This window comes from Mesobacillus stamsii (genome assembly GCF_030814065.1).
In the GTDB taxonomy this organism is placed as follows: Bacteria; Bacillota; Bacilli; order Bacillales; family Cytobacillaceae; genus Mesobacillus; species Mesobacillus stamsii.
Map to the genome: position 1 here is coordinate 1 of NZ_JAUSUN010000010.1, position 22,874 is coordinate 22,874.

Consider the following 22,874-nt stretch of genomic DNA (forward strand, 5'->3'; position numbering starts at 1 on the left):
GGAAAATGCTTCCTTTTTATTTTTGGACAGTATATCCGTCAGTTTTAGGACAATTAATATCGTCAAGTTTTGGACATTATAAAACGTCATTAACATCATAGAAGTCGTGGCCAATAAATATAGTGGCTTTTTCTTTTGTTGTGTTAACACTCTTCATGTAATTAATGGCATTAAAAATATGATATGGTCTACTACAAAAAAATGCGATCATAATTACTCCACCTCCTCATAGAATTTGCTTGTTAAATTACATCTTCTAAAACAATATTGGATTTCTCATCTTAATTTTTTATAAATAATACTTGCCAATCTATAATTAATTGACACCATTAAAGCAAAGCATTTACTACTTACCTTATATCTACTGAACATATATTGGCATAAGTTTTCCTGCACATTTTTTCTTAATTTCCCTATAACTAGGTCATCATAATAGTCGGCATCCACTATCTTCCTTAACAAGGCAACATTGTGTCTAACATAAGTATTAATTTGTATGTTTAACATATGAGGATACTTATCTTCAACAAATTCTAATAACTGTTCTGAAGCCTCTATTAAATCTAAATCTCTAGTACTAAATATACTATTACTAATACTTCCATCCGTTATTCTGTAATAATATTTAGGAGTAGAGTTAAATGCTATTTTATTTGCATTATAAAAAAGTTTATACGCCGTATATACATCCTCATAAAGCTTCCCTTTAGGAAATCTTATGGTTTTAAAGAGCTCAGCTTTAAATAATTTATCGCACGCGTGCGAATGAAATTTGTAATCATTTAATATTTCTTTAATAGCCAATTCCGATGTAAAGCATATTTCCTCATATGTTTCTTTATTTATAGAGACTTCATTTTGAAATCTGGAAATTCCACATATCGAAATATCTGCATTATGTTTCTTAATTAATCTATATAAAAATTCGTACATATCAGTTTCAATAAAATCATCACTGTCTACAAAGCCAATATAATCTCCTGTAGCAATATTTATACCGGCATTTCTTGCATCAGAAAGCCCTCCATTTTCCTTATGAATAACTTTAATCCGATTATCTTTTTTCATATACTCATCACAAAGCTCACCACAATTATCTGGTGAGCCATCATCTACCAATATAATCTCCAAATTATTGTATGTTTGTTTTATAATACTCTCTATACATTGATGCAAATATTTTTCAACCTTATAAACTGGTATAATTACACTAATTTTCTCCATAGCAAACTCCCTTGAAGATTAGTTATATTAATTCTTGTAATGTTTTTTCCTTGTCTCGATCTAGATAATTATTAATCATAGTTATTATAATAATAGTTATCCAAAAGGAAATAGAAACCTCCGCTCCGATTATCATAGAAGTAAATAATAAACTGAACATTACTCCTACTAAAGTGAAATTCCTATTTTGTATATTTTTAATAATAAGTCTCCCTAGTAATAGTACGAACAGAGCAAATCCCCCTGCCCCAAGTTGTATCCACAACGAGATGTAAGTATTGTGGGCTGTAGCATAATGCCCCGTTGTTTCACTAATTGCATCAGTTAGAGTCATCATTCCACTTCCAAACAAAGGATGATCTTTAATAGTTTGAAGCCCATTGTACCATAGTTCAATCCGACTATCGTTACTACCATCCACGTATGAGTTAACAAAAAACCTCTGATAAATAGTATCAGGTAAATTATATAAAATAATATTGGCAATTATAAAAATCAATATGACACTAAAAGCTATTTTAAGAATGAAATATCTATCTTTTTTTCTTACAATAATAAGATAATCTATATAAACGAATGCACACCCAACTATTGTAGCAATCATCGCTGCCCTTGAACCAGTTAAAAACACTCCGCTACAAAGTATTATTGTACAAAATACATAAAAAAACTTATTCTCTCCTCTTTTCGGCAGGATAAGTCTTTTAAGTGAAAAAATTGTTGGGATGCTTAAATATGCAGCTAAATAGTTTGGATCAATTTTCATATTATCCCTAAATTGTATTGTATATCGGTAACCTCCTCCACCAAAATAATCAACTCTAAATATTAAAATCATGAGAGAAATTATAATAGCAGAAATGATATAATAACTTATCAAAGAATATATCTCTTTAGCTGAAATAAACCGAATATTGATAGATATATACAGTAAGCACAATAGAATATAACTTAACGCATAACCTCGATCAACATTAGGCCACGCTACTAGGCAAGAGACCAAAACAAAATATAATATACATATCATGTATATATTTTCATACGTAAATACTACTTTCTTCTTTTTTAACAGAATTCCCACAATAGCACTTATTATTGTCAATAAAAATAAAATATACGTATTCGCAATTAAGAAATATTTATCATTACTTGTGAACATAATTACTAATGCAACACCCAATAAAGTATTGGATAACGATTTACTCATAAAATCCACTAATATTCATCCCCACACTAAATATCTAAGTCTAAATATACATTTTCTAGTCTTATAGCTTCTTCGTTGATATCAAATCCAGATTTTTTTGTAAGCATAGCTAGATTATTTCTTATAGGTTTTACATGGCCTTCTATAATGAATTTTGCCCAATCTTTAGCGCTTGAATTCAAACTTAGAAACTTAATATTGGTTGTTACTTTTGCTTCAATTGGAACAACATCCGAAGTAACACAGTATAATCCAGTTGCTTGAGCCTCTATCAAAACTATTCCTAGTCCCTCAAACAGCGAAGGTAATACAAAAATATCCATAACCTGTAAAAGATCATTTACATCATCTCTTTGACCTAGAATAAAGACCTTCTCCTTAATATTTTTTATTTCTATTTTCTTTTTAATATCATCTTCTAATGGTCCGGTTCCAATTAACAAAAGCACGCTATTAGGTTTTTCTTTTAGAACTTCCATAAAAATATCAATTAAGAATCCATGATTCTTTTGGGCATTAAACCGACCGATATGCCCCATAACAAACATATCTTCAATATTTAGAGATTTTCGCAATCTAATTCTTATTTGTTCGTTAAAGCTATATTTATTGGCATCTATAGCATTATTAATTATTTTAACTTTTCCTTGTTGAACATATTTTCTTCCAAAAAGAAATTCCCCCGCTGCTTTAGAACATGCAAAATATACGTTAGTATTTTTTTTCAGCGGTAAGCATAATATCCTATTTCGTAATGCATTAAAATTTTTATCAGAATATTTAGTTGCATGACTATGAGCAATTCTGAACTTAATTCCAAATTGCTCGGAAATCCCAAGAACTAAATACCAAATTGATATTGCATGATAATGAATAATTTTATATTCTTCATGATGATCATTGAAAAATCTTTTTAGTTCTTTTATTAATTTATAAGGATTATATTATAAATTCTTATCGAATTTATAAACTCTTCCCCCTAAACTAATTATTTCTTGTTCATAGGTTTCCTCATTTGAATCAAAACACAAAAAATCAAATTGTATTTTCTCTTTATCAATAAATCTATAATAATTCATAATAAAACTCATTATTCCACTTTTTTTTGATAGCGTATTAGGTAATTGTAGTACTCTAATTATTTTACTCAATATAACTAACCTTCCCTAAATATATTTAAGTATTTTCTGGATTGAATTCAACGGTACAATTTGCTAAACACGACTTGCATTATTAGGTTACTTTTTATGCAGAGTTTCCATCTTTTGATAACAAAACATAATAAATAAATTTATTCAAATCATTAATACGACTTTTCTACTAGCTTTTCTGTCATTTTAATTATCTTAGGATAAGTTTTTTTACGGTCAAACTTCTCCTCTGCAAGCCTTCTAGCATTACTCCCCATCTGTTCTCTTTCCTTTTTACTTAATCTATAGATTTTTTCAATAGCCAGATATAAACTTTCGGAACTTTCTGGTTCGTAATTGAACCCAAATTTATAGTCATTTAGCAACTCTAAAAACTCTAAATTCAAACTACCATTTAACATCGGTCTACCTGAAGATAGATAATCTCCTACTTTGTTAGTTATACTTTGAGGTGCTTTTCTTTTAATTGCATTGATTACAGCATCTGACTTTTTCAAATAACTCCCCATCATTGCATGATCAACCCAACCTGTGAAATAGGCATTGCTTCCAATTCTCTTTGCAAACTCCTTAAAATTCTTCTCTAAGGGCCCACTTCCTAGTATAATCGGCCTAACATTTATTCCTTTTTCACTTGCCTTCTTAGCTCCCTCTATGAACGTATATATGTCATAACTATGTCCTAGGGATCCAATATACGCAATCCAAAACTCATCAGACGGTTTATCGACAACGTTTATATTCTCATTAACACTTAGTTCGAACTCCTCTATATCTGTACCAATAAATACATAATCTTTTATTCCGCTTTTCCTATTTTTTCTCTCAGCAATTTCTAAATAAGTTTTAGACACTGCCATAATTCCGTCCGCCATTGCATACACCTTATTAGCCATTAATTGTAAAGGCGAAAATAATATATTACTTATTATTGGTACATCTAAAACTAGATCATACATAACTTCTGGCCAGACATCCTGAACATCTATTACAAATGGGATATTCTTCCTGTTAGCGTATTTACCAGCAATCAACGCACTATCTAACCCAGGGACACATGCATAAACTAAATTATAATCTTCATTAGTATTTTTCAAGAAGTTCTTCAAACTCCAAGTAAACGACCACATACTATAAATACGTTTAAAACTTATATTTTTATAATACCCAACTTCATCTAGGGTTACTATCTTATATGGGGCACTATTATATAACTCATTTTCTTTTCTAAAGGTTCTATCCAATTCTCTAAATTTACTTGTTATTATTGTTACATCATAGCCTTCTTTTGCAAGCATCTCACAAATCAATTTAAACCTACTTCTATTATTACCTGTTTCTCCCGGTAATTGTGTGAACTGCGCTATAACAAGAACTTTTTTCATATTTTCACCACTTCTCAATTTTACTGAATAAAATTTACCTACAAATTCCACAAATGATAAACTTGATGACACTCTACCTGTTTACAACCAACTTTATGATAATAGTTAATTGCACCCGAGTTACGAACCTGAGTACCAACTTTAATTTCGTTAAAACCATCTTGATGTGCTGCATATTCTACTGCTTTAAATAAGCTAGTACCAATGCCACCCTTTGTTTCATTTTGTGACACAGCAATTAGCTCAATTACACATGCATTATCTGAATAGGAGAACAATAGAAAACCATTTATATCGCCCATTACATTTTTAGATAACGCATAAAACTTATCTGGCTTTCCAAAAGCATTAATAAGCCATTGATGATAAACATGATTGCCACCACGTTTAGCTAATTCAAGATCCTCTGTAAACTTTGAAATTTGAAAATCCGCCATTTCAATGATTCTATCATTTCTCTCTAACGACTGATGAATTGTGACATTATTAGGCATCAAATATGGTTCTATTAGTTTCTTTACAAACTGAATATTCACATCTACTAAAAACGCTGAAGTATCCTCTCCAATCAACCGTGCATTAACAGGTTCAGAGTTTTGATTCATGATTGATATAAACTGATAACCTTTAAATCTATTCTTTAGTTCATCCCATTCATTCAATGTAAGAGATCTATTCAATATAGCTTTGGCACTATTAACACCAAAATAGTCTGTATCCCACTTTAATTCATTAAAGGTCACTGCATGTTCGAGATTTCCCATAAAAAATTCACCCCTTACATTCCTACACCTGTATTTTTGTTTGAATTAGTACTCTTTTCGGTTACAAATACATCTTCACGTTTCAACACCGACATAGCTGTTTTGATAAATATCTTAATATCAAGCCACCAAGAAAGGTGATCGATGTAGTAAATGTCATTTTGAATTCTTTCTTTCCAAGGAACAGTGTTTCTAAAGTATGCTTGATTATATCCTGTAACACCCGGTCTAATTTCAACCTTTCTTTCCTCTTTACCCTCATATAATTGATGATGTTCTGGTAGGTCAGGTCTAGGACCAATAATACTCATATCACCCTTGATAATATTTAAAAGCTGTGGTGTTTCATCAAGGCTTGTTTTACGTATAAACTTTCCAATCTTAGTTAATCTAGGATCATCTTCCGCATTAAAAGTTGATCCATCTTCATTTCTAAGATCGGGAGCATTCATTTTCATAGAGCGAAACTTATACATTTTAAATACTTTTCCATCCTTACCAAGGCGGGGTGCATTGTAAAAAATTGACCCTTTATCCTGAAAGTAAATAATCGTCCCTATAATCACTAAAATAATAAACCAAAATGGTAGAGCTACTAAAGCTAGTATTAAATCAAATACTCTTTTTAAAAAATTCTTATACATCTTGTAACCCACCTTAAACTTCATTTATTACTTTTTTCAAATTACCAACCACGAAGTTTACATCTTCATCACTCAACAAAGTATGAAGTGGAAGCGTAATTTCATTAGCATACTGTTTATAAGCATTCGGATAATCCTTGATATCAAACCCTAAATTTTTATAAGCCGTAAACATAGGCAAAGGCTTATAGTGAACGTTACATGCAACTCCGGCTTCAGCCATCTTTACAATTATTTCATTTCTTTGTTCTTCATTAATTCCAGGTATCCTTGCTAAATATAGGTGGCCTGAAGAAGCAAAACTTTCTCCATAATGCTGTAAACTTTGAACTCTCAAAGGTATGAGCGCTTTATCATACATCTCAATAATTTCCCTGCGTCTTTCCAACAGTCCTTCATACCTATCTAACTGAACCAAGCCAATGCTGGCCATAATATCAGTCATATTACACTTATAGGCTGGGTAGACAATGTCATATTCCCATGCACCTTTTTGAGTTTTGGCAAGTGCATCTTTTGATTGACCATGAAGGCTATACAGCATGAACTGCTTATAAAGCCATTCATCATCTAAACCATGATCATTACTCCACACAACAGCTCCACCTTCAGCCGTTGTAAAATTCTTAACGGCATGGAAAGAGTAGCAAGTAAAATCAGCAACTTGCCCACATTTCATTCCTTTTCTCTCAGCACCAAAAGCATGAGCGGCATCCGTCATAACAATTACTCTATTAAATAACCACTGAAGTTCATTGTTAGGCTTGAATAGATCTTTTTTACTTTCTACTATTTCAAAGATAGTATCGTAGTCACACATCTTTCCTGCGATATCTACAGGTATGATCGCTTTAGTCTTTTCTGTTACTGCACCCGCTAGTTTAGAGTAATCCATTTCAAAAGAGTTTGGTGCAGTATCAACCAATACTATTTTTGCTCCAACATGCTCTATAACAGAGGCAGATGCTGTATAAGTGTATGCGGAAGTGATGACTTCATCGCCAGGTCCAATACCTAAAATACGAAGGGTAAGCTCCATAGCTGCAGTTGCAGAATTTAAGCAGACAGCTTTGTTTACACCTATATATTCAGCAATTCTTTGTTCCAACTCTTTAGTTCTAGGTCCAGTTGTAATCCAACCAGATCTCATAGCTTTTATTACTTCTTCAATCTCAGCATCTGTAATATCCGGCGGAGAGAATGGTATATTTCTTAATTCAGTATCAATCATTATAATATTCCTCGCTTTATTTAAGTTTTGTTTAAAGCATTTAATAGTTATTTAGTTTGTTAGGACTTAATTGGAATAAGTTCTTCCAACCAACTACTAACCTACTAAATCCATCTATAATTAATACTCACCTCGTAATATCTATTCAATCTACCAAGCAAATACGAAATAGATATTCACTGTTCAACCACTCTAAACCGAGTTTCTTTCTATTATATATACCATTCAATCAATCTATAAATCTCACTAAAAACGTCCCAAACCCTTATCCTGCAAGGTTTTCAGCAGGTTATCTAAGCACGATAGTCAGTTCCCCCTAATCATTCAATCCAATCCTCCAAAAAAGGGCCGAAAGGCCCACCCGACAAATAACTCAATCTCCTCCCTCCCCCACCCAAAAACACAAAACCAGCTCCCTACAAACCCTCAAAGAAACGGAACCCCACCACCATCATTAGCTCCACCCTTCTCATCCCCATGCACACTACACTCAACAACCCCATCAACAAAAGAAAGCTCCCCACCAACCGGACAAACCTCACCATCTATCCGCGTGTTAGCAAACTCGACAAAAACCGCTGCACTATGATCAACCTGCTCAATATCCAAATAATCACCATACACCCTAGCCATCTCCACCCGATTAACCTCACACAAATCCTCTTTATACCCATCAATCAAATGACCATAAACTGGAACAGCAATCCCAGCCAAAATACCAAGAATAACAATAACAGCCAACAATTCAACCAAAGTATAACCTTCCGAATCCCCCATAAAAACACCCCTTCATAGAATCTCAATAATCTCTACGAAGCAAATCCCAGAAGTTTCCCTTAACTCATCATTCAACAAAAAAGGCCGAAAGGCCTGAAAAAATATCTCCATCCACATCAATCATCCATCCAAACCAAAAAAAGAGGCCGCAAGGCCTGGGCCAAAAACCCCCACCCATATCCCCCTCACAACCCCCAAAAAAAGGGTCAACATATAAATTCTGATATTACAAGAAAAGGCCGCAAGGCCTAAGCTAAAAAAACCCCCACAATCACAATCACTCCCCCTTCCTCTTCTCCCTCCCAACAACCTCAACAAGATACTCAAGCAAATCCCCTCTTAACTCCTCATTCTGCAAAGCAAACTCAATCGTCGTCGTCACAAACCCAAACTTCTCCCCAACATCATACCGCTTACCCTCAAAATCATACGCAAACACCCTTTGAATCTGATTCAACTTCTGAATCGCATCCGTCAACTGAATCTCACCACCAGCACCCGTCTCCATCTCATCCAAAAACATAAAAATCTCCGGCGTAAGAATATACCTACCCATAATCGCTAAATTCGACGGCGCCGTCCCAGGAGCAGGCTTTTCCACAAAATTCTCAACCTGATACCTCCTCCCACTCTGAACCGAAGGCTCCACAATCCCATACCGATAAGTTTCATCATCCGGAACCGGCTGCACTCCGATTATCGAAGAATGAGTCTGGTCAAACTGATCCATAAGCTGACGCAGACACGGTGTTTCACTTTGCACAATATCATCACCAAGCAAAACCGCAAACGGCTCATCCCCAATAAAATTACGCGCAGCCCAAACAGCATGCCCCAAACCCTTCGGTTCCTTCTGACGAATATAATGAATATCAGCAAGATTCGTAGAATACCGCACCTTCTCCAGCAAATCCAATTTACCCCTATCCATCAAATTCTGCTCAAGCTCATGCGCAATATCAAAGTGATCCTCAATCGCCCGCTTCCCTTTACCAGTCACAATGATAATATCCTCAATCCCAGAAGCAATCGCCTCTTCCACTATGTATTGGATCGTCGGCTTATCAACAATTGGCAACATTTCCTTTGGCATCGCCTTAGTAGCCGGCAAGAACCTAGTACCTAATCCCGCTGCCGGAATAATTGCTTTCCGCACCTTCTTCACTAAAAACTCCCCTTTCTTCATTAAGCTTGAACTTCAAAACCGAAGGTTTTGTTTTAAAAATCAGCTCCAAAAAATCAATTGTTCCCTGAAAACCGAAAGGTTTTCATTACTATTCATACACACTGTTCCTCACCTTTAAAACCGAAGGTTTTGCTCTAAAAAATAGTTCCTTGAAAACCGCAAGGTTTCCCTAAAAAAATCTATCAAATTAAAAAAACCGAAGGTTTTACTCAAAAAAACAGTTCCCTGAAAACCGAAAGGTTTTCGTATTTATACATATACATACAAACTGTTCCTCACCACAGAAAACCGAAAGGTTTTCGCTAAAGAACTATCCAATAAAAAACCGAAGGTTTTGTTATAAAAAATCAATCCCCAAATAAAACAGCCAACCCCCCCACTACTTCGCCACCAAAAACACCCGATTCTTCTTCCGATTGGCGAGGTTGATCACATACTCTTTCAGCTGGGTTGTACTGAAGTGTTCAAATTGTTGCAACAGGAACTCTACTTCTTGCTCCTGCTCCAAAACAGCCCTGCCAATAAAGATCTTCGGATAAATCGGCTCAGGATGAATCTCCTTCTCATTCAGCAGCTCCTCAAACATCTTCTCCCCAGGACGCAGCCCCGAAAAACGAATCCCAATTTCGTCTGTCGTATATCCTGAAAGAGTGATAAGATTCCTGGCTAGATCGACGATTTTCACTGGCTCGCCCATATCAAGCACAAAGATTTCTCCGCCGCGTGCCAATGACCCGGCTTGAATCACAAGCCTGGAAGCTTCTGGTATCGTCATAAAATACCTTGTCATATCTGGATGTGTCACTGTCAGCGGTCCGCCGGCTTGGATTTGCTTTTTAAACAGCGGGATGACACTGCCTCTGCTGCCGAGTACATTGCCAAATCGTACGGCGACAAACTTTGTTTCACTGGCTTGATCTAGCTTCTGGATAATCATCTCGGCAATTCGTTTTGTCGAGCCCATTACATTCGTTGGGTTCACCGCTTTATCAGTCGATACTAGCACGAAAGTTCCGACGCCAAATGTGTCTGCTGCTTCGGCGACGTTCTTTGTTCCAAACACATTATTTTTCACTGCTTCACGCGGATTGTATTCCATTAAAGGAACATGCTTGTGAGCGGCTGCGTGATACACTACATCCGGTGCATGTTCTTCGATTACCTCAAACATCCGCTCCCGGTCTTGTACATCCCCAATAACCGGGACAATTTCTATCTGTTTGCCGTACTGGTTTCTTAATTCCATGTCAATCGTATAAATGCTGTTCTCTCCGTGGCCAACGAGCACCAATTTTTCCGGATCAAACTTGCAAATTTGCCGGCAAATCTCCGAGCCAATTGACCCGCCTGCTCCTGTTACGAGCACCGTTTTTCCAGAGACATATTCCGATATCCCCTCGATATCGAGCTTGATCGGATCGCGGCCTAATAAATCCTCGACTTCGACATCGCGGAAGCTGCTGACTGCTACTTTGCCCATCATGATGTCTTCGAGCTTCGGCATAATCTGCGGCTTGATCTTCGTCTTGGAACACTCTGCGATGATCGCCGCAAGTTCTTGCTTTTGCAGCGACGGAATCGCAATCACCATTTTATCAATTGCATATTTCTCGATCACTGTGGCAATATCCTTGCTCGTACCAGCTACCGGGATGCCGAGGATTTGCAGTTTGTATTTTTTCGGATCGTCATCAATGAACGCTGCTGGCAGCAGCCCTAAATCGCGGTTGTTCTTCAGCTGCCTTGCCACCACCGTGCCGGCTTGTCCAGCACCGATGATCAAAACATTCGTCATGTTTTTCTTCGCTTTTATGAACCGGTCGCGGGTAATTCGCCACCAGAAGCGGCTGCCGCCGATCAGCAACACAAGCAATGTCCAGATGCTGAAGAGCACGCGCCCGTATACTTCGTAGCTCATGATGTATTGGAATAAGGTCAGCATTAACACCGACAGCGTCACTGATTTCGTGATGCCGATCAGCTCGCCGACGCTGGCGTATTCCCATGCTTTATTGTACAGCAAGAACATCGACGCGAATAGATGATGGCAAAACAACAGCACGAGCGTACTCGTAACAATCTTTTCGTATTGTACTGTTTGAAGGGATGGATGCAGTGGTATGTAACTTAAGTAGACTGCGGCAAACACGATCAGTGAATCAATTCCGGCAAGCAACAGCAAGCGTTTGTGGTAGCTCATTGAATTCCCCCTAGTAAAGTAAACTAACCCGAATTATTTTCAGATAATAATTTTGGGCTTAAAAAAATAACTACCTAATGAAAACCCACGTACCAAAGACCATGGGCTTTCATTAGATAGTTAGCTTAAGAAAAAATAAAATAAATCGGGCATCCAACCCGTCCTCACATCATGCTATCGACAACTCCCGTGTCTAAGGACTGCTTATAGAAGCATCCCACAGCATGATCGAGTGCCTCCATGTGTAACGGGCAGGAGGCATCGCCGGTCAGGTCTAACTGACAAAGTAATAGGCTAAAGTCATGTTGGCATCAGAAGAGTCCAAGGAATTTTTTCTTTTTGATGTGCTGTGGCACTTCCTTGTAGACATTTTTGTCCATTACGAGCAGCTCGGCATTTTCTCTGAAAAAATAAACCATATCCACGCCGTAGCGGGTATCGATATCGTGATAGGCCTCCGTCATATAAAAGGCGCGTTTGTTTGTGTTGTGGGCATCAGAGGCAATAAAATGAGCCAGGTTTGCTTCGATCAGCTGCTCGGAGAAGGTTTTCACCCTTTTTCCGAACCGGCCGCACACACTCGCCGCCGTTAATTGCGATAGCGCTCCATTCTTAATCAGCTGATAAAGGATGTCGGGTCGCTCGATGATTTCCTGGTTTCGTTCCGGATGGACGATGACCGGGATCTTTCCGTTGACCTGGACATCATAGAGAAGCTGATCGGTGTACCTCGGCACATGGCCGGCCGGCAGCTCGATGAAAAGATAGCGGCTAAAGTTCAGCGTGCTGACTTCCCCGAGCGTCATCCCAGTTACCAGCTCTCCATGGATCGCTGGCTCCTGGCCGGGGAGGATGTGGAGCGGAATTCCCTCGGTTTTTAAAACGGCATTCAGTTCATCCGTCTTTTCGATGATTGCTTGTTTGCTATTTTCGTAGCGGCCATTTTTATGATGGGGTGTCGCAATGATTGTGTCGATTCCTTCATCCACCGCAGCGCGGGCCATGTCGACGCTGTCTGCCATCGTTTGCGCCCCATCGTCGATTCCTGCTAGTATATGACAATGCAAATCAACCATTGCGTCCCCTCATTTCCATAATTTTGTCACATTTCTAGTACTTTTCTAATAGTACCACGGAAAAAACGAATAAGAAACGGGTGTATTTTGCCGGTTTTTGTCGAATCCTTGTTATTTGTTTCCATAATAGTAATAGTAGTCGGAGCTTTGCAGCTTTTTGTGATTTAAGACGACGCCGAGCAATTTGCTTTTCGTATTTTCCAAAAGCTCTTTTCCTTTTATGGCTCCGTCCATCTCTGTCCTTCTGCTGTAGACAACCAGAATCGAGCCATCGCATTTATTGGCCAGCACTTGTGCATCGGTTACCGCAAGCACAGGCGGTGTATCAAAAATAATCACGTCGAAATGCTCTCTCGCCTCTACGAGGAATTGGTTCATCGCCTTTGAGCCGAGCAGCTCGGCTGGATTCGGCGGAATCGGCCCGCTTGTCAAGATGCCGAGATTGTCAATTTCCGAATCGTCGACTGCCTCGACCAATTGCATTTGCTTCGACAATACCGAAGTCAGCCCAAATGTATTCGTGAGATTGAATGTATAGTGAACGGTTGGTTTTCTTAAGTCGGCGTCGACGAGCAGCACTTGCTTTTCCTGCTGGGCGAACACGACTGCGAGGTTCGCTGCTGTCGTCGACTTTCCCTCAGCAGGGCCAGAAGAGGTCACCATGATCGCCTGCATGTCTTCATCGATTGACGAAAATTCAATATTCGTTCGGATCGTCCGATACTGCTCCGAAATCGGCGACTTCGGATCCAAAAAGGTGACGAGCATTCGCTTCGTGCTAGCCATTGCTTTTTTCATCTTGTTGTTAAGAGCCAATTGACTCACCTCTTGTTCTTGTTTTTCGGTCGGTACGCCGTCTCGTTATTTCTTCGAGCTTGGATTCCTCAATGACGGAGATGACCCCAAGGATCGGCAGTCCGAGATTCTTTTCGACATCTTGTTCATTTTTGACGGTATTATCCAAGTATTCCAGCAGGAAGGCGAGTCCAACACCAACCATCAGGCCGACTACCATCGCGATCGCAATATTGAGCGTCGGCTGCGGCTTGATCGGAGCCTGGCCCTCGGCTACTTCTGCTTTTGCCAAAATATTAATATTATCGGCCTTCATGATGTTTTCGGATTTGAAAACTTTCGCAATCGTGTTGGCAATCGCTGCCGCCCGGTTTGCATCTTCATCTTGGACGGAAACATTCATCACCTGCGAGTCGTTTTCGCTGCCGACGGTGATCTTGGAGCTTAATTGCGCAGACGTCATGTCCAAATTCATTTCGTCAATAACGAGATCCAAAATCGCCGGGCTTTTGATGATGACATTGTATGTGTTAATCAGCTGCAGGCTTGCCTGAAGCTCTTGAGGGTTGTAGCTGTAATTCCCCTGGTCCATATTTGATTTATTAATGAGAATTTGCGTTGATGCTTGATAAATCGGGGTTAAAAAGAAAAAACTGACAATCCCGCTTACCGTTACTGCGGTGAAAGTAATTGCCAGAATGAGGAGGATTCGTTTCCTCAGCGTTTCAAATAACTCTTTCAAACTAATCGTCTCTTCCATTTTGCCCTCCTGAACCTGTCAAAAAAGTGAAAATCCTCTGTTATTATAGCATAAACTCTTGTGTTCACTGGCGATTCTTGTCATAATCTTAATGAAATTGTAATCTTTCCTCATTCTATCATCTTTGCAATTTTTAAGCTGTATTTTTTTTGGGATTTTTTAAAATGGGATATATTACACATTACCTTTGAAGGGGGACGAAGCGGCGAAATGAAACAGTGGAGCATTGTTATTCTTGCGATCGCCTGTGCGGCAGTTTTGTGGCTAGGAAATCAACAATGGAAAGAGAAGGTGCTAGTAAAAAGCGATCCGGCGACAGGGGCGACAAGGGCGACTGTGTCGACTGCGGGAACGACAGAGCAGCTGCCGGATCACGAGCAGGATCTGTCTGCCTATACAAGAAATTGGCCGGAAGCGGCGCAAACGCTTTTTAAACGCACGGTTGCCGAAGAACGCAGCTTTAAAATCCTCCTTGCTGGCTCAAAAGCGTTAGGGGAGAACGACACCGGCTGGGCCAACTTGTTGGCAACGGAACTGGATCAAACGTATGGCGATGCCGTCGACGTTAGCGTCAAAAGCTATGATAGTACCTCGCTGGAATTCATCCAGGCAAACAAGCAAGCCGAATTGGCTGCCGAACAAGCGGACCTCGTGTTGCTCGAGCCGTTCATCTTGATGAATAACGGCGAAGTCGACAATGACCAGGCAGCGGAGCATTATTCGCTGATCATCGCCGCGATCCATACAGCGAAGCCCGATGCAGTCGTGCTGCTTCAGCCGGCGAATCCGCTATCGAATGCCCGGTTTTACCCGCTACAAGTCGAGGCACTTAAAGCGTATGCGGACGCGAACGGGCTGGACTATTTGGACCACTGGCAGGCATGGCCGGAATCAGAAGCAGAGCGGCTGCAGCTTCTTGCAGGCGGGGATCCAAGCTTTCCAAACGAAGCCGGCCATAAGCTTTGGGCGGATTACCTGATCGACTATTTCATCGCCAACTAGCAATCTACCTAAACAACAAAAGGGTGACTCGGCTTTCCGAGTCACCCTTTTGTTATTCATGAATCGCCTTTAAATCAAAAATTAAATCCTCGATTAACTTTTGAATTGTTATTTCCTTGCTATTCGTGCCTTTTTCAAACGCCCTTTTCATGACATCGTAAAAAAGCTCTTGATTCCATTCTGCCGGTCTTTCTTGAGTATCCATTATTAAGCCTCCATTGCTTCTACAATGATTTTACCATTCTAGCAAAAAATTGTAAATAGTTTCCCAACTAAAATCGCTATGATCGCTCGCCTTGTTTGCTTGGATGAGTCCCTCTATGCTGGCTGCCGCGATTCCTTTTGCTAGCTTTCAATTTACTTTATGCAAACCGGACGCGGTCGGTGATTCCGTTCGCCTACGGAAAACGGCCAATCTGTCTTCTATCTACCACCGTCCCAACCAGGCAAAACCCCTGCAGGCAATTTTCGCTAGCCTTATTTGAAAAATCCGACGAGGATTTGCTTGAACAGCTGGCGATTTCCTGCTTCCTCGAATGTGTTTTTGCGCAAGGAACTGAGCTTCAGCTTGCTGAAAAATGGACTATTTGCTTGCTGAACATCTTCCGGTTCGCGAACAAACAGTTCCCCCGGCTTGGCTCCCTGCTTCACTTCCGTCATCCCGCCAACTGCTAATCCCTTGGTAATGCTGCGTGGTTCGACCTTCCCGTTTTCGTTCAATACATAGATCTTGCCTTTTGAGATCGCCGTCTGCGGAACGACTGCCGCATTAACGACCTGGTTGGTGACGACGGAGACATCGACATGGGTGCCGTGGACGATTGTTTCGTCTTTCAGCTCAAGCTGAATTTCAAACGGAAACTGGCTTTCCTTGTATACCGCAGGGTCAGATTCAGGATGGGTGGCAATTTTCGTAACGGTGCCGCCGATTGCGCCTTTGAGCAAATCCGCTTTCACATAGGCGTCCATCCCTTCCTCAACCTTATTCAAATCTCTTTCGGAAAACATTCCTTCGACCTTTGGCGTCGCGGATATAATCGTCATGATTGGATTATTCAAGTCATAGTGAATGTCTTTTACCGAGCCGGCAACCTCGCTGCTTGCTTCAAGCTTGCCACTGCTATCATAGGCAGCGATCTGCTGCTTGTACTGGTCGATTTCTGCTTCGACGCGGCTTTTTTCCAATTGTTTGTCATACATTTCCTTCTCGATCGAGACGGCGAGCAAATCATTGGTCGTATCGACTGTGATTCCGTCGCCGGCAACCGGCAGTGAATCGTCCGTCGTCGCATCCGAAACGGATTGCAGATAGGCAAGCTGTTGAATTTGCTCCTCCAGCAATCTCGCCTCTGTTTCGAGCTTGTCCGTCTCCGCCTCGAGCCTCGCCAGCTCGTCGTCGATCGCAGCGGAGGAATAGTCAAAAAGCGGCGTTCCTGCCTGTACCTCGTCGCCTTCTTTTACGAGGAAGCCTTTGAACTCAGTTGATTTAGGATCATAATAGACGTGATGCTCCGTCTCGGGTGTGACGACCCCTTCGGCATGGAGCGTTTCCGTCAACGTCTGCTTGCCGATTTCCGCCCAGTTCTCGATATAGGAGGAGCGCACCGCTTTGCTGTCCTCCTTGAGGGCAAGATAGAGATTGCCCGCTCCAACTAGCATTCCGGCGGTCACCAGGATGGCTGTCTGCTTTTTCATCCGTATTCCCCCTTAAAGGATATTTTCCATTCGAATGAATGAAAGAAGCGCCACAAAAAGCCAGATAACAAGCTGAATCGCAATCACCATCAGCAGGATCAGCTTCGGATTTTTGTCGGTCATTGCCGTTACATATTTGTATTCTAGAAAAATAGTCCAGATTTTAAAGATCGATAGATTGGCAAAAAAATAGATGAGCCAGCCATTTTCGGTTATGTATTGTGTGATGATCCCTAATGAGAACGGGGAGCTGATCTTTGTCAGCCCTAGATAGATCGCCAGCGGCACGAGCAACAGCTTTTCCAAAAGCAGGATTGGCATCGTGAACAGCTGGATCACCAGCAGTCGCTTGTACTCCAAATCGGTCACCGCCCAGAAAAACAGCGCAGGCAAAAACAGCATCGTCGCACCGAAAAACAGTCCCTGAAGAATTTGCCCTGCCAGGAATAATAATTTCGTCATTTCATATTCTGCCCGCGGAATCGCCGCAAGCTTTCTGGAAAGATACTCGGAGTCGACCCCGTAATAAGCGCTAAACCCGAAGATCAGCCCGCTCAGCAATATCCATACAATCGTTTTTTTCCACACACCCGGAAACCGTTCTGCATCTCTTAGTTTATACGTATAGTAGCGGTAGTGTAACAGTCCGCGAAATACTTCGATTCGATTCTCCATCTCTATGCCCCCAGATTGTCGTAGCTTGTCTGCCTTCTATATTAGCGGAATCGCTGCCAATAGGAAACGAAAAACCATTTCCGCTACAAAAGTTAGACGATAAGTCCCGGAATTTCGTTTCATCTCCATTCCCCCCTCCTCGAATCACTATTTTTTGGGTATAATAAGAGAATATGTTTTTTTCTTACTAGTATATAAAAGAGTATCCGTGCTTTTTGTCGAATCATCGGTTATTTGCAAAATTGTTGGGGGAACGGGGGAAATGCTGTGGCTGTCATACCGGAAAACCAGGCACTGATTTTTAAAGAAGCTGGTGCAAAACTGAATACGATCCTAAAGCCAGAGGAGCAGGAGGATGTGCGCCTTGTGCAGAAAGGGCTGATGCTCTACCATCAAGGGGCGGTCCACCACTTAAAATACATGGTGAACTCGATCTGGGCAACGGTCCAGGACGTGACACCGGTTCGTGTGTTTCTAAATGTGGATGATCCGCAGGAAAGCAGCTGCACCTGCCCTTCTGGATCGTTTTGCCGCCATCGGCTCGCGGCTTTTTTCCAGGCTTACAGCGACGTCGCGAGCGTCTCCGATTGGGTGGCGAACTGGCGCCAGCCGGCGATCGAACAGATCAATGCCGAAAAATGGGGGCTGAAGCGCGCGAAGGATCTCGTGAAAAACAACCAGCATCCAGGGCTTGATTATGATCGCTGGGTTGATTTTTTCCAGGAAAATTTCGCGAAAATCGTCCTTGCCCAAGGGAAGCCGCACGCCCATTTTGTCTCCGGGTTGTTTCGCCCCTATGCCATGCGCATGGAGACTTATGCCCCGGTGGAGGCTGGCTGGAGACCTCTCTATCTGCTTGCAGCGACATTGCATTCCTTCCGTTTGCTCACCGATCTCGCTGTTGATGCGGGCCACGATCAGGAAGCGACGATAAAACGGTATTACTGGCCGCTGTTTGAGGATTTGTACCATGATGCCGAGAAACTAATCGAACGAATCGCCAGCGGGACGATGCCGTTTTCTTTTGATGCTGTTCTCGAGCGTCTGAAGGACGATTCGGTCCACTTGACGGTGCCGGCGATTCCATTGAGCTATGAGCGCATTGATTTATACCGGCTGCTGTGGGATAAACTTTTTCGCGACAATGCCTGGCGCAAGGCGGAGTTAGCACGGCTGGAAGCGTTTGGCGATGGCAAGCGCGATGAAATCGAGGAAGTTGCCTTGATCCACCAGCTGCTATTATCCAAGCAGGACGGAGATGCCTTGAAGCGGTTCACTGCGCTTCCGGTCCGCTCCCTTCCTTATTTGTTTTACTGGCTGGATGGCTTTCATGCCCAGCGCGAGTGGAACCGAATGGCGCCGTTCATTGAATACCTCGTCCAGCAGCTGCGGAATTATTTACTGCACTTGGGCGATTATTATTCCTGTAAAAAATTCACGCAGTATGCGTTGAATCTGATTCGGACATTTACCCGCGAACTAGGCCGCGGCGAGCTGTATGACCGGGCGCTGGCTCAGTCGATGCCTTATAGCTTTTACCAATACGAACAAACCTTATTTGAAAAAAAACACTTTCAGCAGTGGAGCGAATTGCAGTCCTATTTTGGCTTTGAAGATTATGGGATTTCCAGTGAACAGCTGAAGATTTTGCAAAAAGAAGCTCCAGAAGTGTTGCTTCCGCTCTACCACCAAATGGCCGCCGATTTAATCGAGATGAAAAACCGCACTAGCTACAAGCAGGCGGTACGAATCCTGAAAAAACTGCGGACTGTTTATAAAAAGCTGAAGCGGACACCGGAATGGGAAGCATTTTTCGCGAAGCTGCTCGTGAAGACGAAACGACTTCGTGCCTTTCACGAGGAGTGTAAGCGGAGCAAGCTGATACAGGAATGACGGAAATAGTACGATAGCGGAACGGCAGGGGATGTTCCGGGAGGTGGAGTTTACGATGGAAATCAAGCAGATTCATATCGATGTGATCCCGATTGCAGATGGGCGTTATTTTTTAACTGGCGAGGATCTCAATGGCGTAGAGCTGGAGACATATAAATGGAAAAAGCTGCTGTTTTTCCGGCATAAGGAAAGTTACTACGGGACGATGCTGGACGAAGACAAATGGGGCGTTTCTCAAGGAGTGATCGTAAGCGCCTGGGAGCTGGTGACGCTGTTCGGCAAGGAGAGCTTCAACCGGCTTGTGGAGTGGGAGTGGGATGCCGCTGGCGATATTTGCCTGTCGACGGCCCATGCGATTTACGATGCGATCTTGGCGAAGGAATGGCATCCCGATTTCAGCGAGCTGGATGGCGAGAAGTTTCACTGGAAGCTGCCCGAGAGCGTGCTCGATGAGTTTCATCAGCCGTTCTGGGAAGAGCAGCTGGTGATCAACGATCGACAGCTGCTCGTGCGCGAGTTCGTCGCCGAGCTGTTTCATCATGGGCTCGAGTCTTATTTTCATGAAAATGAAACGATGAAATACTTGCTTGGCGACAAGCTCGATGTGCTGCGGAACCAGCAGCTGACGGCAACGCAACTGGCAGCGTTTTTTACCGAGGACCGCTGGCTGGAGTGGATTGGCCTCAAGGAAAATCCGGCGCCGTTTGCGATCGGGCTGCGGCTCGAGGAGCCACCCGATGATTTTGGCGCTTGGAGTCTTACGTTATTTTTGCGTGGAAAAGACGAGCCGATGCTGATCGCAGCTGATGACTACGCAAGCTATCCTGCAGGCTGGGAAGCGTTTAGCGATCGCGTGGACGAGGAAGAAAAGCGGCTGGCGGCCATTTTTCCACAGCTTGAAGTAGACGGCCGTTTGAAGTCGCTCCTTACCGAAGAGGAAGCGTGGATGTTTTTAACGGAAGCGAGCGAGACGCTGATTGCGCTCGGGATTGAAATTCTCCTCCCTTCCTGGTGGGAAGCGATCAAAAACGCGAACCTGAAGGTGAAGGCACGGATGAAGGGCCAGACTGGCTACCGCCGTTCGTTTGTCGGCTTGAATGCGATGCTGGAGTATGACTGGCGTTTTTCGATGAACGGCGTCGACTTAAGCGAGGACGATTTTCAGCGGCTGGTGAATGAAAAGCGCCGGCTCGTCTATTTGAGAGGCCGCTGGATTAAGCTGGATCATGGCTTCATCCACCAGATTCAGGAAATGATGAAGAAGGCCGATAAAGAGGGCTTGCATATCCGCGATCTGCTGCAGCAGGAGCTGGCAGCCGAGGAGGAAGCGGACGAAGAGACGGATGATCCGCGGGCATTTGCAAAAATCCAGATTGAGCTGAACCGCCACTGGAAGCAGATGATCAAGCAGCTGTCGGAAACGAAGGAAATCCCGGATGTCCCGGTGCCTGCGGGCTTGCACGGCGAGCTGCGCCCGTACCAAAAGCTCGGAATGAACTGGCTGCTGTTCCTGCGGACATACGGATTTGGCGCCTTGCTCGCCGACGATATGGGACTCGGAAAAACGGTTCAGCTGATCTCCTATATTTTAGCGGTAAAGGAACAGGAAACCGACGGACATCCGTCGTTGATTATTTGCCCGACGTCGGTGCTTGGCAACTGGCAGAAGGAACTCGAACGCTTCTCACCTGATTTGCGCGTTCATTTGCATTACGGGCCGAACCGCCTGAAGGGGCCTGATTTTACCAAAGAAGCGATGGCAGCGGATGTGGTGCTGACTTCCTTTGGCCTGACGCATTTGGACTTTGAAGTGCTCGAAAGCGTCGAATGGAGTGCGATTGCGATTGATGAGGCCCAGAATATTAAAAACGCGGATACGAAGCAGTCGCGTGCCGTGCGCAAGCTGAAGGGCAGGCATCATATCGCCCTGACCGGCACGCCGATGGAAAACCGGCTGTCCGAGCTATGGTCGATCTTCGACTTTACGAATCGCGGCTACCTAGGCAGCTCGGGGCAATTCCAGAAAGAATTCATTTTGCCGATTGAAAAGGAAGAGCAAACCGAAAAAATCGCCAAGCTGCAGTCGTTGATCAAGCCGTTCCTTTTGCGGCGGACGAAGAAGGACGAAGAGGTGGCGCTCAATCTTCCGGATAAGGTAGAGCAGAAGGAATACTGCCCGCTGTCGGCTGAGCAGGCTTCCTTATACGAGCAGCTCGTCAAAGACACTTTCTTGAAAATCGAGACATTGTCTGGCTTCGAGCGCAAAGGGCTGATTTTGCAAATGCTAAGCAGGCTAAAGCAGCTGTGCAACCACCCTGCCCTGTATTTGAAGGAAGAAAATCCGCTGCAGCTGATCGACCGGTCGGCGAAGATGGAAAAGTTGATCGATCTCGTCAGCGCCGTCCTCGAACAGGAAGAAAGCTGCATCATTTTCACCCAGTATATTCACATGGGCGAGATGATCCAGGCCGCGCTGAAAAAGAAATTCGCCATCGACGTTCCGTTCCTGAACGGCAGCCTGCCGAAAGCAAAGCGGGATGAGCTGATCACGAAGTTCCAGGACCGCCAGTTCCCTGTGTTCCTGCTGTCGCTGAAAGCCGGCGGCACCGGGCTCAATCTAACCGCAGCGAACCACGTCGTCCATTATGATCGCTGGTGGAACCCAGCCGTCGAAAACCAGGCAACCGACCGCGCCTACCGCATCGGCCAAAGCCGCTTCGTCCACGTGCACAAGCTAATCAGCACCGGCACACTCGAAGAAAAAATCGACGAAATGCTCGAAAAAAAGCAAACCCTAAACGACCAGATCATCCAAAGCGACAGCTGGATCACCGAACTCTCCACCGACGACTTGCAAGAATTGGTGTTTTTGTCATAGTGCTCCACAACTAAATAATTTTATAATTTCCTGCTAAGCAACAAAAAAACCGGCTATTGCTCTGCCGGCGTCTACTTTGAGGGGGATTGGAGATTCTGTTCTTGAATTTCTCTCTCGAAGATCCTTAGTGAAGTGTACCGAGGAAATTCTTCTTGTGTATTTTGTCGTTCTGTTTTTGGCGGTCTTTCTCGGTTGGGAGTTCTGGGTGATGGTTATGGTTGGTGTAATCTGGATGGGTAGTTCTGGATGATGGGTCTGGATGGATCTAGATGGGTAGTTCTGGCGGATCATTCTGGATGTGCTGGATGGATTCGTCTGGAGGGCATTTTCG

At 42.6% G+C, this 22,874-nt stretch carries 20 protein-coding genes; 3 read left to right on the plus strand and 17 right to left on the minus strand.

The features are described 5' to 3' along the window. Positions 1–276: 276 nt before the first annotated feature. From J2S25_RS09875 to J2S25_RS09940, 14 genes are all read right to left on the minus strand, one after another. Complete coding sequence (locus tag J2S25_RS09875; RefSeq protein WP_307191781.1) at positions 277–1,224, minus strand: glycosyltransferase family 2 protein; 948 nt, start codon at positions 1,222–1,224, stop codon at positions 277–279. A gap of 22 nt (positions 1,225–1,246) precedes the next feature. Further along, positions 1,247–2,431 (minus strand): O-antigen ligase family protein, encoded by a 1,185-nt coding sequence (locus J2S25_RS09880; protein ID WP_307191834.1) that lies wholly within the window; start codon positions 2,429–2,431, stop codon positions 1,247–1,249. Positions 2,432–2,457: 26 nt separating this feature from the next. Beyond that, the gene (locus J2S25_RS09885; RefSeq protein ID WP_307191782.1) at positions 2,458–3,006 is read right to left on the minus strand and encodes a glycosyltransferase; all 549 of its coding nucleotides are present in this window, start codon (positions 3,004–3,006) and stop codon (positions 2,458–2,460) included. A gap of 369 nt (positions 3,007–3,375) precedes the next feature. Further along, positions 3,376–3,582, minus strand: a complete 207-nt coding sequence (locus J2S25_RS09890) for a hypothetical protein (RefSeq protein WP_307191783.1) — start codon at positions 3,580–3,582, stop codon at positions 3,376–3,378. A gap of 152 nt (positions 3,583–3,734) precedes the next feature. After that, positions 3,735–4,967: a glycosyltransferase family 4 protein gene (locus tag J2S25_RS09895; RefSeq protein ID WP_307191784.1), complete on the minus strand. Its 1,233-nt coding sequence runs from the start codon at positions 4,965–4,967 to the stop codon at positions 3,735–3,737. A 38-nt stretch (positions 4,968–5,005) separates the two neighbouring features. After that, positions 5,006–5,731: a GNAT family N-acetyltransferase gene (locus J2S25_RS09900; protein WP_307191785.1), complete on the minus strand. Its 726-nt coding sequence runs from the start codon at positions 5,729–5,731 to the stop codon at positions 5,006–5,008. A gap of 14 nt (positions 5,732–5,745) precedes the next feature. Then, entirely contained in the window at positions 5,746–6,375 is a 630-nt protein-coding gene (locus tag J2S25_RS09905; protein WP_307191786.1) for a sugar transferase, read from the minus strand. Between the two features lie 13 nt (positions 6,376–6,388). Further along, entirely contained in the window at positions 6,389–7,606 is a 1,218-nt protein-coding gene (locus tag J2S25_RS09910; protein WP_307191787.1) for a DegT/DnrJ/EryC1/StrS family aminotransferase, read from the minus strand. 426 nt (positions 7,607–8,032) lie between these two features. Beyond that, complete coding sequence (locus J2S25_RS20120; protein WP_439117494.1) at positions 8,033–8,383, minus strand: pilus assembly FimT family protein; 351 nt, start codon at positions 8,381–8,383, stop codon at positions 8,033–8,035. Between the two features lie 277 nt (positions 8,384–8,660). After that, positions 8,661–9,548, minus strand: coding sequence for a UTP--glucose-1-phosphate uridylyltransferase GalU (gene galU / locus J2S25_RS09920; RefSeq protein WP_307191788.1), 888 nt, complete (start codon positions 9,546–9,548; stop codon positions 8,661–8,663). Positions 9,549–9,948: 400 nt separating this feature from the next. Then, a complete protein-coding gene (locus J2S25_RS09925; RefSeq protein WP_307191789.1) occupies positions 9,949–11,769 on the minus strand; it encodes a nucleoside-diphosphate sugar epimerase/dehydratase in 1,821 nt (606 codons plus the stop codon). A gap of 311 nt (positions 11,770–12,080) precedes the next feature. Then, positions 12,081–12,845 (minus strand): tyrosine-protein phosphatase, encoded by a 765-nt coding sequence (locus J2S25_RS09930; protein ID WP_307191790.1) that lies wholly within the window; start codon positions 12,843–12,845, stop codon positions 12,081–12,083. Positions 12,846–12,956: 111 nt separating this feature from the next. Continuing rightward, positions 12,957–13,661: a CpsD/CapB family tyrosine-protein kinase gene (locus J2S25_RS09935; RefSeq protein ID WP_439117495.1), complete on the minus strand. Its 705-nt coding sequence runs from the start codon at positions 13,659–13,661 to the stop codon at positions 12,957–12,959. Next, positions 13,651–14,400: a YveK family protein gene (locus tag J2S25_RS09940; RefSeq protein WP_307191791.1), complete on the minus strand. Its 750-nt coding sequence runs from the start codon at positions 14,398–14,400 to the stop codon at positions 13,651–13,653. Before J2S25_RS09940 ends, J2S25_RS09935 begins: the two co-directional genes overlap by 11 nt. A 60-nt stretch (positions 14,401–14,460) precedes the next feature. On the opposite strand from J2S25_RS09940, the gene J2S25_RS09945 reads away from it, so the two are divergent. Next, a complete protein-coding gene (locus J2S25_RS09945; RefSeq protein ID WP_307191792.1) occupies positions 14,461–15,402 on the plus strand; it encodes an SGNH/GDSL hydrolase family protein in 942 nt (313 codons plus the stop codon). Between the two features lie 52 nt (positions 15,403–15,454). Here the strand turns inward: J2S25_RS09945 and J2S25_RS09950 are convergent, their stop codons facing one another. The 3 genes from J2S25_RS09950 to J2S25_RS09960 all read right to left on the minus strand — a co-directional run bounded on the left by J2S25_RS09950 (position 15,455) and on the right by J2S25_RS09960 (position 17,772). Further along, positions 15,455–15,607 (minus strand): YwzD family small protein, encoded by a 153-nt coding sequence (locus J2S25_RS09950; protein WP_307191793.1) that lies wholly within the window; start codon positions 15,605–15,607, stop codon positions 15,455–15,457. Between the two features lie 272 nt (positions 15,608–15,879). Further along, a complete protein-coding gene (locus J2S25_RS09955; protein WP_307191794.1) occupies positions 15,880–17,097 on the minus strand; it encodes an efflux RND transporter periplasmic adaptor subunit in 1,218 nt (405 codons plus the stop codon). A 12-nt stretch (positions 17,098–17,109) separates the two neighbouring features. Further along, the gene (locus J2S25_RS09960; protein ID WP_307191795.1) at positions 17,110–17,772 is read right to left on the minus strand and encodes a hypothetical protein; all 663 of its coding nucleotides are present in this window, start codon (positions 17,770–17,772) and stop codon (positions 17,110–17,112) included. A 267-nt stretch (positions 17,773–18,039) separates the two neighbouring features. Between J2S25_RS09960 and J2S25_RS09965 the strand changes: the two genes are divergently transcribed. Both J2S25_RS09965 and J2S25_RS09970 read left to right on the plus strand, forming a co-directional pair. Beyond that, positions 18,040–19,665, plus strand: coding sequence for an SWIM zinc finger family protein (locus J2S25_RS09965; RefSeq protein WP_307191796.1), 1,626 nt, complete (start codon positions 18,040–18,042; stop codon positions 19,663–19,665). Positions 19,666–19,720: 55 nt separating this feature from the next. Next, positions 19,721–22,543 (plus strand): DEAD/DEAH box helicase, encoded by a 2,823-nt coding sequence (locus J2S25_RS09970; protein WP_307191797.1) that lies wholly within the window; start codon positions 19,721–19,723, stop codon positions 22,541–22,543. Positions 22,544–22,874: the final 331 nt, after the last annotated feature.

Bases quoted from the DNA above. Each gene is read 5' to 3' on its own strand.
- J2S25_RS09905 (WP_307191786.1), bottom strand. From the start codon at position 6,375: ATGTATAAGAATTTTTTAAAAAGAGTATTTGATTTAATACTAGCTTTA.
- J2S25_RS09955 (WP_307191794.1), bottom strand. From the start codon at position 17,097: ATGAAAAAGCAGACAGCCATCCTGGTGACCGCCGGAATGCTAGTTGGA.
- J2S25_RS09875 (WP_307191781.1), bottom strand. From the start codon at position 1,224: ATGGAGAAAATTAGTGTAATTATACCAGTTTATAAGGTTGAAAAATAT.
- J2S25_RS09960 (WP_307191795.1), bottom strand. From the start codon at position 17,772: ATGGAGAATCGAATCGAAGTATTTCGCGGACTGTTACACTACCGCTAC.
- J2S25_RS09950 (WP_307191793.1), bottom strand. From the start codon at position 15,607: ATGGATACTCAAGAAAGACCGGCAGAATGGAATCAAGAGCTTTTTTAC.
- J2S25_RS09940 (WP_307191791.1), bottom strand. From the start codon at position 14,400: ATGGAAGAGACGATTAGTTTGAAAGAGTTATTTGAAACGCTGAGGAAA.
- J2S25_RS09880 (WP_307191834.1), bottom strand. From the start codon at position 2,431: ATGAGTAAATCGTTATCCAATACTTTATTGGGTGTTGCATTAGTAATT.
- J2S25_RS09930 (WP_307191790.1), bottom strand. From the start codon at position 12,845: ATGGTTGATTTGCATTGTCATATACTAGCAGGAATCGACGATGGGGCG.
- J2S25_RS09925 (WP_307191789.1), bottom strand. From the start codon at position 11,769: ATGAGCTACCACAAACGCTTGCTGTTGCTTGCCGGAATTGATTCACTG.
- J2S25_RS09900 (WP_307191785.1), bottom strand. From the start codon at position 5,731: ATGGGAAATCTCGAACATGCAGTGACCTTTAATGAATTAAAGTGGGAT.
- J2S25_RS09895 (WP_307191784.1), bottom strand. From the start codon at position 4,967: ATGAAAAAAGTTCTTGTTATAGCGCAGTTCACACAATTACCGGGAGAA.
- J2S25_RS09910 (WP_307191787.1), bottom strand. From the start codon at position 7,606: ATGATTGATACTGAATTAAGAAATATACCATTCTCTCCGCCGGATATT.
- J2S25_RS09970 (WP_307191797.1), top strand. From the start codon at position 19,721: ATGGAAATCAAGCAGATTCATATCGATGTGATCCCGATTGCAGATGGG.
- J2S25_RS20120 (WP_439117494.1), bottom strand. From the start codon at position 8,383: ATGGGGGATTCGGAAGGTTATACTTTGGTTGAATTGTTGGCTGTTATT.